Here is a 17,164-nt window from a genome sequence, read left to right as displayed (position 1 = left end):
CGTCAGCCAGTGGGTTGGCGTGGCGCTGTCCGCACCCTGGTTCAAGCCCCTTTTTCAGTCGAGTTGAACATGAGCGGACTCCAAGGTTTTCGTATCTCGCCACAGCAGGCGTCGGTTTATCAGCACACCAACGGCGTCGCCGAACACCCATTGAGCTGCCGCTTGCAGTGGTCGGTCGCTTCGCCCGTCACCGTCGACGTGCTCAATCAACGCCTGCGCGCCCTGGTCGCCGACAGTGAAATCCTGCGCACTCGCCTGACACCCGTGCCGGGCCTGCGCTTTCCGGTGCAGGTGATTCACGACAGCGTCGAGCTGCCGGTCGCGGTGCAGGATTTGCGTGGCCTGGATCAGAACCAGCAAAACGCAGCCCTCAACCAACTGGCCACTCAAGCGCGGGACTGGACGCTGCCGCTGGCGGTGACCTTGGTACAACTGTCGGACACGCAAGCGGTGCTCGACCTGGCCGGCGCCAGCAGCCACTTCGACCTGGGTAGCCTGAAACTGCTGGCGATCGCGCTGCTGCAAGACGGCAATCCGGCACTCACCGAAGCCCTGCAATACGCCGACTACGCCGAGTGGCGCTGGAGCCTGACCGAAGACGAGCCGGATCATCCGGGGGTGAGTTTCTGGAAACCGCTGGCCGAGAGCGAACAGCCGGCCCTGCAACTGTCGCTGGAATCCCCGTCGGCTGATGGTTTTGCGCCGCAGCGCGTTGACCTGACGTTGCCACCCATCCTCGCCGCCAATCCGGCCCTGACTTCGAACCTGATGCTCACCGCATGGGCCGCCCTGCTCAGCCGACTCGCCGGGCAACAGCAGGTCGCGCTGACCGTCGTCCACGAAAGCCGCGGCCCGGAACTGGAGAACGCCCTGGGCCTGTTCGAACAGTGCCTGCCGGTGCGCTTCGATCTGGACCCGCAAACCAGCCTGCTGGAACAGAGCAAGAGCATCGCCGCCAGCGTCGAACTCGGCGCCGGCTGGCAGGACTACTACACCCACGACCTCAATGGCAGTTATGGCTTCGCCTGGCGTCAGGCCGATGTCCGCGAGCGCCACGCCAGCGCCGTGCTGAACCCGGTCAAAGCCTGCCTGAACGTGCAGCAGAGCACGGACGGCATTCGGGCTCACCTGATTTACGACCGTAATGCCCTGAGCGCCAACGCCGCCGCGTGCCTGGGCGAGCAATGGCTGCAACTGCTGCAAGGCGCGCTGGCCGAGCCGCAACTGCGCTGGGCGCAACTGCCGCTGAGCGGCCCGCTGCAAGTGCGGACCATCGACAACGCGCCGACTTCGCCTGCGATTGAACCGGTCACGCTGGTGGAACTGATTGCCCGCCAAGTGCAGCAGCAACCGAACGCCATCGCCCTGAGCGACAAGGACGGCGACCTCAGCTACGCCGCCCTCGACGCCTGCGCCACGCGCCTGGCCCATCAATTGCGCGAGGCCGGCATCGATGCCGGTGTACCGGTGGGCATCCTGTTTGCCCGTGGCAACGCCGCCATCGTCGCGATGCTCGCGGTGCTGAAAGCCGGTGGCGCCTACGTGCCGGTCGACCCGACCTACCCGGCGGACCGCCGCGCCTACATGCTCGCCGACAGCGCCATCGCCCATATCGTGGTCAGCGCCGAACTGGCCGACAGCGTGCCGGCCAGCCTGCGACGCTTCGTGCTCGACGATCTGAGCGTGCCTGATAACAGCGCCCTGTCGCCGCTGCCTTTGCCACAAGCGGACGATCTGGCCTATCTGATCTACACCTCCGGTTCCACCGGCGCGCCGAAAGCCGTGGAAATCAGTCACGGCGCCCTGAGCTATTCGACCCAGGTGCGCATGGCCGCCTACGAAACGCCGGTGCGCGCCTACCTGCTGCTGTCGTCGTTCGCCTTCGATAGCTCCGTGGCGGGGATTTTCTGGATCCTGGCCCAAGGTGGCCGTCTGGTGCTGCCAGCCACCGGCGAGGAACTGGAAATGCCACGCCTGGCGCAACTGATCGCGCAGCACCGGGTCAGCCACGGCCTGTCGCTGCCGTCGCTGTATCAGGCCCTGCTCGACCAGCTGCAACGCAACGCCGACAGCACAAGCCTTGAATGCTGGATCGTAGCTGGCGAAGCCTGCCCGCCTGCCTTGATCGCCCAACACAGCCAGGCCCTGCCCAACGCGAAGCTGGTCAACGAATACGGTCCCACTGAAGCCACGGTCTGGGCCAGCTTCGAAGTGCTCGACCCTAGCCGCCCGCTGAGCATCGGGCGACCGATTGCCGGCATGGACCTGCGGGTGCTGAACGAACACGAAGCGGCCTGCGGCGTCGGTGAGCCGGGGGAAATCGTCCTCGCCGGCCCGACCCTGGCCCGGGGTTATCGCAACAAACCGGAAGAAACCGCCAAGGCCTTCGTGACCCTGGCCGACGGCACCCGCGCCTACCGCACCGGCGACCTGGCCTGCTGGCTGGCGGACGGGCGCCTGGCGTTCCTCGGACGCAAGGACCATCAGGTCAAGCTGCGCGGCTACCGCATCGAGCTCGGTGAAATCGAGCGCCAGCTGTGCAGCCACAGCGATGTGCGCGAAGCGGCGGTGATCGTTCAGGAACACGCCGCCGGCAAGCGCCTGCTGGCCTACGTGCTGGCGGCCCACGGCTATGCGCCGGACTCGGACGCGATCAAGGGTTTCCTCGGCGAGCGCCTGCCGTCGTACATGGTCCCGGCCCGCGTGCTGACCCTGCCGAGCTTCCCGCGCACGCCCAACGGCAAGCTCGACCTGCGCCAGCTGCCGGACCCGGACCAGTTCGACGAAAGCGCCTTCGTAGCCCCGCGCAACGCCATGGAAAGCACCCTGCAGGCCATCGTTGCCAAGGTCCTGAAGCTTGAAACCGTGAGCGTCACCGAGAACTTCTTCGCCATCGGCGGCGACTCGATCCTCAGCCTGCAAGTGGTGGCCCAGGCCCATGAGCAAGGCATCGCCCTGTCCGCCAAGCACGTGTTCGAAGGCCAGACCATCGCCGCCATGGCCGAAGTTGCCCAAGTGGTGACCGCCGAGAACGCGAAGCCGCAGGACGCAAGCACCGCGTTCAGCGCCTCGGGCCTGTCCGATGACGAGATGCAGGCGTTGATGGCCGAGCTCGACGAAAACGAATTCTGACCCGCCGCTGCCTTTGCCGCGCCGTCGCCCCTTTTAGCAGGACGTTTTTGATGACCACCGAAAAGAACAACAGCAACCCGATCGAAGACATTTACCCGCTGTCGCCGTTGCAGCAAGGCATGCTGTTCCACTCCCTGCTGCACGAAGATTCCGGCGTATACCTGATGCAGGACCGCTACCGCATCGGCGGGGCCATCGACGAAGCGGCGTTTCTCGAGTCCTGGCGTCAAGTGGTGGCGCTGCACCCTTCCCTGCGCGCCAGCTTCCAATGGAAAACCCAGAAGCAGCCGGTGCAGGTGATCCACCGCGAGGTCAAGGTGCCGCTGGACACCATTGACCTGCGTGGCCTTACTGCGGACGAGCAGGAAGCGCGAATCCGCACCTTGCTTGCGGACGAGCAGAAGGTCGGCTTCAACCTGTCCAAGCCGCCACTGATTCGTTTTCGTCTAGTGCGCCTGGGCGATGAGTCCTACGAATTCATCCGCAGCTTCCACCACATCCTGATGGATGCCTGGTGCATCTCTCTGGTGACGGTGGACTTCCTCAAGGTCTACGAAGCGCTGTGCAATGACCGCGAGCCGCAGCTCAAGGCACCGCGTCCGTTCCGCGACTACATCCAGTGGCTGCAACGCCAGGACGCGAGCAAGGCCGAGCAGTTCTGGCGCGGCCAGTTGCAGGGGCTCAACGCCCCGACGCCGCTGACCGTGGACAACGGCGCGACCCGCGACCGCTACACCGATGCGGTGCTGGTGGACGATCAACTGGTGCGCCTGAGCGAGCAGGAAACCCAGGCCCTGGCGACGTTCTGCCGGAGCAACCGCATCACCCCGAACACTTTTTTCCAGGGCGCCTGGTCGCTGCTGTTGTCCCGCTACAGCGGCCAGCGCGACGTACTGTTCGGCGTCACCGTGGCCGGCCGTCCGGCGGAGCTGACCGGCGTAGCCGAGATGATCGGCCTGTTCATCAACACCCTGCCGTTGCGGGTGTCGGTGGACCCGGACGCGAACCTCGGCCTATGGCTGAGCGCATTGCAGGGGCTCAACGTCGACATGCGCGACTACGAGCACACCCCGCTGACCGACATTCAGGGCTGGAGTGATTTCCCGCGTGGCGAAACCCTGTTCGACAGCATCCTGGTGTTCGAGAACGCGCCGATCGACGAGCAGATTCTGGAAGGCGGTTTCCAGTTCAGCCTCGACGGCATGGACCACAGCGTGCACACCCACTACGGCCTGACCGTGGTGATCCTGCCGGAAACCGAGCTGGGCATTCGCGTGTCCTACGACCGCGAGCGTTTCGACGCCGCCACCGTAGAGCGCGTGCTCGGGCATCTGGCCAGTCTGGTGCGCGGCATGCTCGCCGCGCCGAATGCCACACTCGGTAGCTTTGAACTGCTGGCCAGCGACGAGCGCCAGCAGTTGCTCGGCGAATGGGCGGTCAACCCCCACGAATTCCCGCTGGGTAAAAGCTACGCGCAGCTGTTCGCCGATCAGGTCGCCCAGCGCGGCGATCAGGTGGCCGCGATCTGCGACGGCGAGTCCCTGACCTACGCCGAACTAGATCGCCGCGCCAACCGTCTGGCCCACGCCCTGCGCGAAGCCGGTGCCGGCGAGGATCAATTGGTGGCGCTGGTGGCCCCTCGCGGCCTGCCGTTGCTGACCATGATGATCGCGGTGTTCAAGGCTGGCGCGGCGATGTTGCCGCTGGAAGTCAATCATCCGCCGGAGCGCCTGCGGGAAATCCTCAAGCTGTCCCAGGCACCATTGCTGGTGGCCAGCGAAGGTTGCAGCGGCTTGCTCGACCAACTGCTCAGCGGCCTTGATCAGGCACCGAACGCGTTGTTCGCCGAAGCCTGCTGGCAGGCCGGCAACGATGCTCCGCTGCCGCTGCTCGGCGGCCCGGACAGCCTGGCCTACGTGCTGTTCACCTCCGGTTCGACCGGGACGCCCAAGGGCGTGATGATCGAACAACGGGGCATGCTCAATAACATCTTCGGCAAGGTGCCGGCCCTGGGCCTGAGCGCCGACGACCGCATCCCGCAGACCGCCTCGGTGGCCTTCGACATTTCCGTGTGGCAGTTCCTCGCCGCGCCGGTGCTGGGCGCCACGGTGCAGATCCTCCCGGACGAAGTGGCCCACGATCCGCAACGCCTGCTGCAAGTGCTGGCCAGCGAACGCCTGAGTGTGCTGGAAATCGTCCCGAGCCTGATGCGCACCCTGCTTGCGCTGTGCCCGTGCGACTTGCAACTGCCGGACCTGCGCTGGGTGCTGCCCACCGGTGAAGCCCTGCCGCCGACCGTGGCCCGGGACTGGTTTGCGCGTTTCCCAGGCATCGCCCTGATGAACGCCTACGGCCCGGCCGAATGCGCCGACGACGTGGCCTTCCAGCCGATCTTCGAAGCGCCGGATGCCGATGTCAGCCACATGCCCATCGGCCAGCCAACCGCCAACAACCGCCTGTACGTGCTGGACGAGGCCCTGCGCCCGGTGCCGGTGGGTGTGGCCGGGGAAATCTGCGTGGGTGGTGTCGGCGTCGGCCGTGGCTACCTGCACGATCCGCAACGCACAGCCAATGCCTTCATCGATCATCCGACGCTGGACGGGCGCATCTACCGCACCGGTGACCTGGGTCGCTGGCGCGCCGATGGCGTGATCGAATACCTGGGCCGTCGCGACCAGCAGGTCAAGCTGCGCGGTCATCGAATCGAACTGACAGAGATCGAACACCGTCTGGCCCAGCACTCCAACGTGCGCGAGGCCGCGGTGCTGCTGCGCGAGAACAGCGTTGGTGAGGCCTGGCTGGTTGCCTACTGGTCGGCCCACGATGAGGCTCTCGGCAGCGACGGCCTGAGCGAACACCTGCGCGGGCAACTGCCGCCATACATGGTGCCAGCGGCGTTCGTCTGCCTGGAGCGCCTGCCGCTCAATGCCAACGGCAAGGTCGACCGCAAGGCTCTGGCCGCCCAGGAGCTGAACTGGCAGGCCGAGACCGAAGAAAGCATCGCCCCGCGCAACGAACTGGAAGCGGCCGTGGCCAAGGTCTGGGCCGAAGTGCTGGGTCGCGACAGCGTGGGCGTGGAAGACAACTTCTTCACCCTCGGCGGTCACTCGCTGCTGGCCACGCAGATCGTTGCGCGACTGCGGGCACACTTCAAACTGGAGCTGCCGCTGCGGGTGCTGTTCGAACAGCCGACCGTGGCCCTGCTGGCGCTGGCGATCGCCGCGCGCCAGGCCCAGGCCACCACGCCGCAATCGGCCACCAGCCAGGGCCCGAAAGCCCAGCCACGCCCGGCCGTGCTGCCGCTGTCGTTCTCGCAGCAGCGCCTGTGGTTCATCGAACAACTGACGCCGGGCACCACGCTGTTCAACATTCCGTTCGCCCTGCAACTCAAGGGCGAGCTGAACGTCGAAGCCCTGCACGCCAGCCTCAACGACCTGCTGGCGCGCCATGAAATCCTCCGTACCGGCATCCGCAGCGCCGATGGCGTGCCGTGCCAGCACATCAGCGCGGCACTGAACATCGAGTTGCCGTTCGACGATCTGTCCGCTCTGGCGACCACCGCCCGCGAAGGCGCGCAATTCAACGCCTTGCAAGAGACCTTCGAGCAACCCTTCGACCTGAGCCATCCGCCGCTGCTGCGTGCCCGCCTGCTGCGCCTGGCACCGGACGAGCACGTGCTGGGCATCGCCCTGCATCACCTGGTGTCCGACGCCTGGTCGGCGACCATCGCCCTGCGCGAACTGGCCCTGGGCTACGAAGCCCGCTGCAATGGCAAGGCCGCCGAGCTGCCGGCGTTGCCGGTGCAATACGCCGACTTCGCCCTGTGGCAGCGCGAACACCTGCAAGGCGCGGAACTCAAGCGCCAGCTCGACTACTGGACCACCACCCTGGACCGCAGCAACAGCGACAGCAGCCCGTTGCTGGCGCTGCCAACCGATCTGGCGCGGCCATCGGTGCAGAGCTACCGCGCCGGCATCGTCCAGCGTGAGCTGAGCAGCGACCTCAGCGCCCGGGTCCAGGCCTTCGCCAGCCGTCTGGGCACCACGCCGTTCACCGTGCTGTTCGCAGGCTTTGCCGTGCTGATGAACCGCTTGAGCGGCGATGCCACGGTGCTGATCGGCACCCCGGTGACCCACCGTGAACAACCGGGCACCGAAGGCCTGCTCGGCATCCTGCTGAACAACCTGGCCATTCGCGCCGACTTCGCACCGCAAGCCGATTTCACTGCCCTGGTGGAGCAAGTGGCCAAGCGTCTACGCGAAGGCCTGCAACATCAGGACCTGCCGTTCGAGCAACTGGTCGACAGCCTGCAACTGCCGCGCAGCCTCAGCCACGCGCCGCTGTATCAAGTGATGGTGGCCCAGCAACTGGCGATGGAATCGCGCCTGCGCTTCCCGGGCCTGGATTTCGAAGCCCTCGACACTCCGATCAAGCAGTCCGAATGCGACCTGGACCTGCACGTGCTGTGCCCGGCCAATGCGCCGATCCAGCTGGAGCTGATGTTCGCCCTTGACCTGTTCGTTGCCGACAGCGCGCGCCAGACCCTGGCCCGTCTGGAGCACCTGCTGGAACAGATGCTCGCCGAACCGCAACGCCCGGTGGCGGCCCTGCCGTTGCTGATGGCGGAGGAATGGCAGCGCACCGTGGTCGAGTGGAACCGCACCGAGATGCAGGTGCCGCAGCACCTGACCTTCGCTCAGCTGTTCGAACAACAGGCCGAGCGCACCCCGGATCGCGACGCCCTGACGTTCGAAGGCCAAAGCCTGAGCTACGCCGAACTCAATCGCCGGGCCAACCAGGTCGCCCATTACCTGCGCGCGCAGGGAGTGGTGGCCAACCGTCCGGTGGCGCTGTGTGTCGAGCGTTCGCTGGAACTGCTGGTGGGTCTGCTGGGCATTCTCAAGTCCGGTGGCGCCTATGTGCCGCTGGACCCGACCTACCCGGTGGATCGCCTGGCCTACATGCTCGAAGACGCGCAACCGGCGCTGTTCCTCGGCCAGCAAGGGCTGCTGGAGCAACTGGGCGCCGGGCTGCCACGCCTGCGCCTGGACAGCGATGCCGCGCTGTTCGCCGATCAGCCGGACGGCAACCTGTCGCCCGTGGCCGGTCCCGACGACCTGGCGTACATCATGTACACCTCGGGCTCGACCGGTAAGCCCAAGGGCACCCTGGTCACCAATGGTTCGGTGGTCAACCTGGCGTGGGCGCGTATCCACGGCCTGTACCGTCGCTACACCGACCAGCCGATGCGCACCAGCTTCAACTACTCGTTCGCCTTCGACAGTTCGGTGGCCGAGCTCATCCTGCTGCTCGACGGCCACAGCCTGTACCTGACCCCGGAAGAAGTGCGCTACGACCCGCAAGCCCTGGCGCAATTCTTCAGTGACACCCGCCTGGACGCCTTCGAATGCACCCCGGCACAACTCAAGGCTCTGCTGGAAACTGACGGCGTGCGCCGTGGCGAGGTGTACCTGCCGCGCTTCGTACTGTTCGGCGGCGATGCGGTGGACGCGCAGCTCTGGCAGCGCCTGCCGTCGATTGCCGGCAGCCGTTTTTTCAACACCTACGGCCCGACCGAATGCACCGTGGACGCCACCGGTTGCGCGGTGAACGACTTCCCGGCCCGGCCGATCATCGGTCGCCCGATCGCCAACGTGCGTACCTACGTGCTCGACGCCTGGCTGAACCCGATGCCGGTAGGCGTGCCCGGCGAGCTGCACATCGGCGGTGCCGGTGTGACCCTGGGTTATCTGAACCGCGCCGAACAGACCGCCAAGGTGTTCATCGAAGACCCGTTCTCGTCGGTGCCCGGCGCGCGCATGTACAAGTCCGGCGACCTGGTGCGCTGGCTGCCGGACGGCCAGCTCGAATACCTGGGACGCATGGACCATCAGGTGAAGATCCGCGGCTTCCGTGTCGAGCTGGGGGAAATCGAAGCCTTGATCGGTGCCCAGCCGGGCGTGCGTCAATCGGTGGTGCTGGCCCGTGAAGACGTGCCCGGCGACAAGCGCCTGGTGGCCTACGTCACCTGCGATGCCCAGGCCGATATCGACGGCTGGCGCAAGGCAATCGGCGCCGCCCTGCCCGACTACATGGTGCCGTCGGCCTTCGTGGTGCTCGACGAGCTGCCGCTGACCGACAACGGCAAACTCAACCGCAAGGCCCTGCCCGCCCCGGACATCCAGGCCGCGCCGGACGCCCAGGACCCGCCGCGCACCGTTGCCGAACAGCAACTGGCGGCGCTGTGGTCCGAACTGCTGAACGTGCCGCTGATCCAGATCGGTCGCGACAGTCACTTCTTCTACCTGGGTGGTCATTCGCTGCTGGCGGCGGTGCTGTTTGCCCGTCTGCGTCAGCAGTTCGCCACGGTGCCGGCGCTGCGCTCGGTGTTCGAGCATCCGACCCTGGAAGCGTTGGCCGCATTGCTGGGCGAACCGCTGCAAGCCCCGGCCGCGACCTGGGCCAAGGCCGAACGTCCGGTGCGCCTGCTGCTATCGTTTGAACAGCAGCGCCTGTGGTTCCTCGAACAACTGAGCGCGGGGGGCGGCGAGTACAACGTGGTCAGCGCCGTGCAGTTCGATGGCGAGCTGAACGTGCCGGCCCTGCAAGCCGCGCTGAATGCGCTGGTCGCGCGGCATGAAAGCCTGCGCAGCCGCATCGTGCGTGATGCCGAAGGTGAGCTGACGCTGGTCATCGAGCCGCAAGCCGAGGTCGCCCTGCGTCTGGCGCCGTTGGATGCCGCAAGCAATGAGGCTTGGCAACAGCTGACCGACGTGGCGATCCATGCCGAGACCGGCCACCGTTTCGATCTGGCCAACGACCTTCCACTGCGCGCCACGCTGATTCAGCGCAGCGGCCAGCCTCAGGCGCTGTTGCTGCTCAACGTGCACCACTGCGCCACCGATGACGCCTCCAGCCAGAACCTGCTGGATGAATTGGCGCTGCTTTACACCGCGCAGTGCCAGGGCTCGGTGGCCGAACTGCCGAACCTCGCCCTGCAATACCCGGACTACGCGCTCTGGCAGCGTGAACCGGCGCAACAGGCCTTGTTCGGCGAGCAGTTGAACTACTGGCGCACGCAGTTGGAAGACGGCGATTACCTGCTGGATCTGCCGACCCGTCAGGCCCGCCCGCACCAGCTCGACCCGGTCGCAGGCGCCGTACAACTGCAATTGCCGAAAGAGCTGGCGAACCGCTTGCGTCAGTTCGCCCAGCAACGCGGCGCCACCTTGTACATGCTGATGCTCAGCGCCGCGCAGTTGCTGCTGGGGCGTCATGCCAACCAGCGCGACGTACGTTTCGGCAGCCCGGTGGCCCAGCGTCCGCTGGCCGAGCTGCAGCCGCTGATCGGTTGCTTCGTCAACACCGTGGTGATGCGCAGCGATCTGGACCCGGCACTGGATTTCGAAGGCCTGCTCGGTCAGGTCCGCGACCGCGTACTGGATGCCCAGCAGCATCAGGACGTGCCGTTCGATCAGGTGGTCGAAGCCCTCAATCCATCCCGTAGTCTGGCGCAGACGCCGCTGTTCCAGGTGCTGTTCGTGATGCAGAACGCCGACGCATCGGCCAGCCAGTGGCCGCAGTTGCAGGTGCATGAGCGCGCGGTGACCGCGCAATCCACCAAGTACGATTTGAACTGGGAAGTGCACGACGGCGAGGTGCTGTCGGTGCTGCTCGAATACCGTGCCGCGCTGTTCAGCGAGAGCACCGTCAAGGGTTGGCTGGATCAGTGGCAGCAGCTGCTGGAAGCCATGCTCGATGCGCCGCAGACGCGTCTGGGTGATTGGTCGCCGTTGACCGAAAACCAGCGTCAGCAGCAGTTGATCGAGTGGAATGCCACCGAGCGTCTGTACCCGGGCCCGACCAATCTGCACACGGCCTTGAGCCAGCAGGCGGCGCTGACGCCAAATGCTCCGGCACTGGTGTTCGAAGGCCAGCGTCTGAGCTATGCCGAGCTGGATCAGCGGGCGCAACAACTGGCCCGCGCCCTGCGCGCTCAAGGCATAGGTCGCGACAGCATCGTGCCGGTGTGCATGGAGCGTTCGGTGGAAATGGTCGTCGCCCTGCTTGGCGTCGTGCATGCCGGTGCGGCGTGGTTGCCGCTGGATCCTGAACTGCCGGTGGCGCGTCTGGCGTTCCTCATCGCTGATGCCGACGCTCGTATCACCTTGACCCAAGCGCAGTGGCTGTCGCGTCTGCCGGCCGGGCACACTGCCTGGACCCTCGACAAGTTGCCACAGGCGCCAGCGGGCGAACCGTTGAACGTCGAAGCCAGCGACCTCACTTACGTGCTTTACACCTCTGGCTCCACCGGCCAGCCAAAAGGCGTGATGAACGAACACGGCGCCCTGATGAACCGCATCTACTGGATGCAGGACGCCTTCCCGATTGGCCCGAACGACCGCGTATTGCAGAAGACGCCATACAGCTTCGACGTGTCGGTGTGGGAGTTCTTCTGGCCGCTGATCACTGGTGCCACGCTGGTCGTGGCCCGTCCGGACGGCCATCGCGACCCGGCTTACCTCAGCCAGCTGATCCAGCAGGAACAAGTCACCACCCTGCACTTCGTGCCCTCGATGCTGCGCGCCTTCGTCGAAGAGCCGAGCCTGAAAAACTGCCACAGCCTGCGTCAGGTGTTCGCCAGCGGCGAAGCGTTGCCGGCGGATCTGGTGCGGCGCTTCATGGGCCAACACCCGGCGGCGCTGGTCAACCTGTACGGCCCGACCGAAGCGGCCATCGACGTCTCGGTATGGCGTTGCTCGATGGATGACCTGATCGTGCCGATCGGCAAACCCATCGCCAACCTGCGCCTGTACATCCTCGACACCGCCATGCAGCCACTGCCAATCGGCAGCATCGGCGAGTTGTACATCGGCGGTGTCGGCGTCGCTCGTGGTTACCTGAAACGCCCGGACCTGACCGAGGAACGTTTCCTCGCCAGCCCGTTCATCCCAGGTGATCGCCTGTACCGCACCGGCGACCGTTGCCGCTTCCTCGCCGACGGCAACATCGAATACCTCGGCCGTCTCGACCATCAGGTGAAGCTGCGCGGCCAGCGTATCGAGCTGGGTGAAATCGATGCCGAATTGCTGAATCAGGCCGGCGTGCGCGATGCCGCGACCCTGCTGCTCGATCAACGTCTGGTGGCGTTCTGGTGCGGTGACGCAGAGGAAAGCGCACTGCGCGCGGCCTTGAACGACAACCTGCCAACGCACATGGTGCCAAGCCTGCTGGTGCAACTGGACAGCCTGCCGCTCAACAGCAACGGTAAGCTCGACCGCAAGGTACTGGCTGCCACGGCGCTGCCGGACATCCGTGGCGACCGTTCACAGGTCGCACCGCGCAATGCCACCGAGATCGTGCTCTGCGAGCTGTTCAGCGAACTGCTCGAATGCGGCCCGGTAGGCATAGAGGATCACTTCTTCCAGCTCGGCGGTCATTCCCTGCTGGCGACCCGTCTGGTGGCAAGAGTGCGTGAGCGTCTAAACGCTTCGCTGCCGCTGGCACTGGTGTTCGCCCAACCGACGGTGGCGGCACTGGCCGGTCACCTGCAGGCGGCCACACCGGGCGAACTGATCAGCCAGCAACCACGACCAGAACGCTTGCCGCTGGGTCTGGCGCAACTGCGCTTCTGGATGCTCAGCCGCCTGGTGCCGGAATCCCGCGAATACCACATGCCGTTTGCCCTGACTCTGCGCGGTAAGCTCAACACTGATGCATTGCGCGACGCGTTCGAACAGGTCAGCCAACGTCATCTGGTCCTGCGCAGCCGCATCGTCGAAATCGAAGGCGAAGCGCAACTGCTGATCGACGATCACGGCCCAGCGCTGGTCATCACCGAAGTCAGCACTCAGGACTGGACCTCAGCCTGCACCGACGCCGAAACCGCGCTGATGGCGCCGTTCGACCTGGCCAAGGCCGCCCCTTGGCGCGCGCACCTGCTGCAACGCCGGGACAGCGACGAAAGCCGCCTGCTGGTGTGCCTGCACCACAGCGCCACCGACGGCTGGGCCATGCAGTTGCTGATCGACGAACTGAGCGAGGCCTACAGTGCCGACCTGCGCGGACAGGCGCCGGACTGGACCGCGCTGGAGATCGACTACGTCGACTTCGCCCTGTGGCAGCAGTACCCGGACACCCAGGCCCGCCGCAGCGCCAGCCTTGATTACTGGAAAAACCATCTGGGCCAGGACGACTACCAACTCGACCTGCCGCTGGACCGTCCACGCGGCGCCGAAGCGGAGCGTCGTGCCGGGCAGTTGACCCTGCGTCTGGGTGCCGAGCGCGCCGAGGCCATTCGCCAGTTCGCCCGGCAACGCGGCACCACCGCCTATGTGGTGCTGGCCAGTGCCCTGAGCGCCCTGCTCGCCCGCTACAGCGGCCAGCGCGAGATCCGTCTCGGCACCCCGGCCGACCAGCGCGAGCAGCCGCAAACCCAGGCGCTGCTGGCGTGTCTGGTGAACACGTTGGTGATCCGCAGCGAGATCGACCAGCAGGCCCCGGCGGCACAACTGCTGACCAGCCTGGAAGCCGATCTGCGCGCGGCCCAGGCCCACGCCGACCTGCCGTTCGCCACCCTGGTGGGCGCCGTGGCCCAGCGCCGCGACCTGAATCGCACGCCGCTGTTCCAGGTGCTGTTCTCCCTCAACCACGGACGCCTGGACAGCCGTCAGTGGTCGGGGCTGAACATCGAGGAACAGATGCTGCCGGTGATCGACGCCAAGTTCGAACAGAGCTGGGAAGTGCAGGACGACGGCAGCGACATGACCCTCGCCCTCGAATACCAGGCGGCGCTGTTTGATCAGCGCACGATGCAGCGCTGGAGCGAGCAATGGTGCGCCCTGCTCGACGCGCTGGTGGCTGCCCCCGAGCGCTCGCTGGTGGAGCTGTTCCCGCAGCAGCAGGATCAGCAGCAACTGGATCGCTGGAATGCCACCGAGCGTCTGTATCCGGGCCCGACCAATCTGCACACGGCTTTGAGCCAGCAGGCGGCGCTAACGCCAAACGCTCCGGCACTGATATTCGAAGGCCAGCGCCTGAGCTATGCCGAGCTGGATCAGCGGGCGCAGCAACTGGCCCGTGCCCTGCGCGCTCAAGGCATCGGTCGCGACAGCATCGTGCCGGTGTGCATGGAGCGTTCGGTGGACATGGTCGTCGCCCTGCTCGGCATCGTGCATGCCGGTGCGGCGTGGTTGCCGTTGGATCCGGAGCTGCCGGCGGCGCGTCTGGCGTTCCTGATTGGGGATGCCGATGCGCAGGTGACGTTGACCCAGGCGCAATGGCTGTCGCGTCTGCCGGCCGGGCACACTGCCTGGATCCTCGACAAGTTGCCTGAGGCACCTGTTGGCGAGCCTTTGACCGTTGATGCGGGTGATCTGGCCTACGTGCTCTACACCTCCGGCTCCACCGGTCAGCCAAAAGGCGTGATGAACGAACACGGCGCCCTGATGAACCGCATCTACTGGATGCAGGACGCCTTCCCGATTGGCCCGAACGACCGCGTATTGCAAAAGACGCCGTACAGCTTCGACGTGTCGGTGTGGGAATTCTTCTGGCCGCTGATCACCGGCGCCACCTTGGTGGTAGCCCGTCCGGACGGCCATCGCGACCCGGCTTACCTCAGCCAGCTGATCCAGCAGGAACAGGTGACCACCCTGCACTTCGTGCCTTCGATGCTGCGCGCCTTCGTCGAAGAGCCGAGCCTGAAAAACTGCCACAGCCTGCGTCAGGTGTTCGCCAGCGGCGAAGCGCTGCCGGCGGATCTGGTGCGGCGTTTCATGGGCCAGCACCCGGCGGCGCTGGTCAACCTGTACGGCCCGACCGAAGCGGCCATCGACGTCTCGGTATGGCGTTGCTCGATGGATGACCTGATCGTGCCGATCGGCAAACCGATCGCCAACCTGCGCCTGTACATCCTCGACGCAGCCATGCAGCCATTGCCAATCGGCAGCATCGGCGAGCTCTATATAGGCGGTGTCGGCGTGGCCCGTGGTTACCTGAAACGCCCGGACTTGACCGAGGAACGCTTCCTCGCCAGCCCGTTTGTTGAAGGTGATCGCCTGTACCGCACCGGCGACCGTTGCCGCTTCCTTGCCGACGGCAACATCGAATACCTCGGTCGTCTCGACCATCAAGTGAAGCTACGTGGCCAGCGTATCGAACTGGGTGAAATCGATGCCGCGCTGCTCAACCAGCCCGCTATCACCGGCGCCTGCACCCTGGTGCTGGATAACCGTCTGATCGCGTTCTACAGCAGCAACGCCCCGCAATCGGACCTGGGCGCACTGCTCAGCGCCGAATTGCCGGCCTACATGGTGCCGGCGGTGTGGGTTGAAGTGCCGGCCCTGCCGCTGACCACCAACGGCAAGATCGATCGCAAGGCCCTGGCGGCGATGCCATTGCCGCAAAGCCAGGAAGCCCGCGTCGCTCCGCGCAACGAACTGGAAGCCTTGCTTTGCCAGCTGTTCGGCGAATTGCTGAGTGACATGCTGAGCAGCGGCCGCGAGGTCGGCACCACGGACAGCTTCTTCGCCCTGGGCGGTGATTCGATCCTTGGCTTGAAATTGATTTCGCGCCTGCGGGAACAGGGTTACTCGCTCACGCCAAAAGACCTGTTCCGCTCGCCGACCCCGGCAGCCCTGGCCCAGGTGGCCAGCCCGTTGCTGACTCTGGCCGAACAGGGCGACGTCACCGGCAGCCTGCCGTTGATGCCGCTGCACCAGTGGTTCTTCGACCTGCAGCAACCGCAAGCGGCGTACTGGAACCAGTCGGTGCTGGCCGACAGCGACCGTCGTCTGGAGCCGGCGTTGGTGCAGGCGACCCTGAATCGTCTGGTGGCGCACCACGACGCCCTGCGCCTGCAGTTCAACCAGGTCGATGGCCAATGGCAGGCGCAGATCGCGCCCGTTTCGCCAGCCCGATTTACCGTCTGCGATCAGCCCGAGCAACTGCAACAGGTCGCCGAAAGCCTGAACCTGCAACAAGGCCCGCTGTTCGCCGCCGCCCTGCTGCAAGGCGAACCGCAACGCCTGTACCTCGTCGCTCACCACCTAGTGGTCGATGCGGTGTCCTGGACGCCGTTGCTGGAAGATTTCCAGCAGCTGTACCAGGGCCTGGAACGCGGCGAGAACCCGACGCTGCCGGCGAAAACCACCTCCTACAAACAATGGGCCGAGCACCTGCGCGCCCACGGCGACAAGGTCGGTGCCGAGCAGCGCTACTGGAACGCCCAGACCGCCGCGAACCCGGCCCCGCTGGCCACGGTCGCCGAGCGCCAGACCCTGTCCGCCCGTTGGGACGCCACGCACACCCAGCAATGGCTGACCGAGTCCCACGCCGCCTACCGCACGCAACCGGAAGAGCTGCTGATCGCCGCCCTCGCCGCGACCCTGGCGCAAGCCGAGAAGCGCGAGGAAATCGTCGTCGATCTGGAGCGCCACGGCCGCGATGCGCCGTTCGAAGGCCTGGACGTCAGCCGCACCGTTGGCTGGTTCACCACCCTGTTCCCGCTGCGGGTCAAATCCAGTGGCGCTCCGGCCGAGCGTGTGCGCGAGGCCAAGGAAGCCCTGCGCGCCGTACCGGGCAATGGCCTGGGCCACGGCTTGCTGCGCCAGCGCGGTGAGTTGCCGGCGAGCCGTGGCGATGTGCTGTTCAACTACCTGGGGCACGAGCAAACGCCGGAAGGCTGGTTGCGCGCCAGCAGCCTGAAAGCCCCGGCGGAAGTGGCCGCGATCAACAAGGTCAGCCACGGCCGTGAAGTGGTGGCCTGGCTGGAGGGCGGCGTGCTGCACATCGAGTGGCACAGCGTCACGCCGGATGCCGACAGCCGCTTGCCGGCGCGCCTGCTGGAACATTTGCAGGCGCTGGTCGCCCATTGCCTCGATCCGCAGTCCGGCGCGCTGATGCCGTCGGACTTCCCGCTGGCCAAGGGCATGAACCAGAAGTCCCTGGACATGTTGCTGAGCAAGCTCAAGACCAAACCGAATCCCCAAAGCTAGCGGGCGAGCCGGCGCGTGGGTGGAACTCGACCCAC

Annotated in this window: 2 protein-coding genes; both read left to right on the top strand. The window is 66.0% G+C overall.

The features are described 5' to 3' along the window. Window positions 1-69: 69 nt before the first annotated feature. Window positions 70-3,132 (top strand): non-ribosomal peptide synthetase, encoded by a 3,063-nt coding sequence (locus tag K9857_RS00145; RefSeq protein WP_224532880.1) that lies wholly within the window; start codon window positions 70-72, stop codon window positions 3,130-3,132. A gap of 50 nt (window positions 3,133-3,182) precedes the next feature. Beyond that, a complete protein-coding gene (locus K9857_RS00140; protein ID WP_224532879.1) occupies window positions 3,183-17,129 on the top strand; it encodes a non-ribosomal peptide synthase/polyketide synthase in 13,947 nt (4,648 codons plus the stop codon). Window positions 17,130-17,164: the final 35 nt, after the last annotated feature.

Origin of the sequence: Pseudomonas sp. REP124 (genome assembly GCF_020164475.1) — a bacterium.
Classification (GTDB): Bacteria; Pseudomonadota; Gammaproteobacteria; order Pseudomonadales; family Pseudomonadaceae; genus Aquipseudomonas.
This window is presented reverse-complemented; position numbering and strand designations above follow the sequence as displayed.

What these genes read in the sequence shown, in the direction of transcription:
- K9857_RS00145 (WP_224532880.1), top strand. Translation starts at nt 70, where the DNA reads ATGAGCGGACTCCAAGGTTTTCGTATCTCGCCACAGCAGGCGTCGGTT.
- K9857_RS00140 (WP_224532879.1), top strand. Translation starts at nt 3,183, where the DNA reads ATGACCACCGAAAAGAACAACAGCAACCCGATCGAAGACATTTACCCG.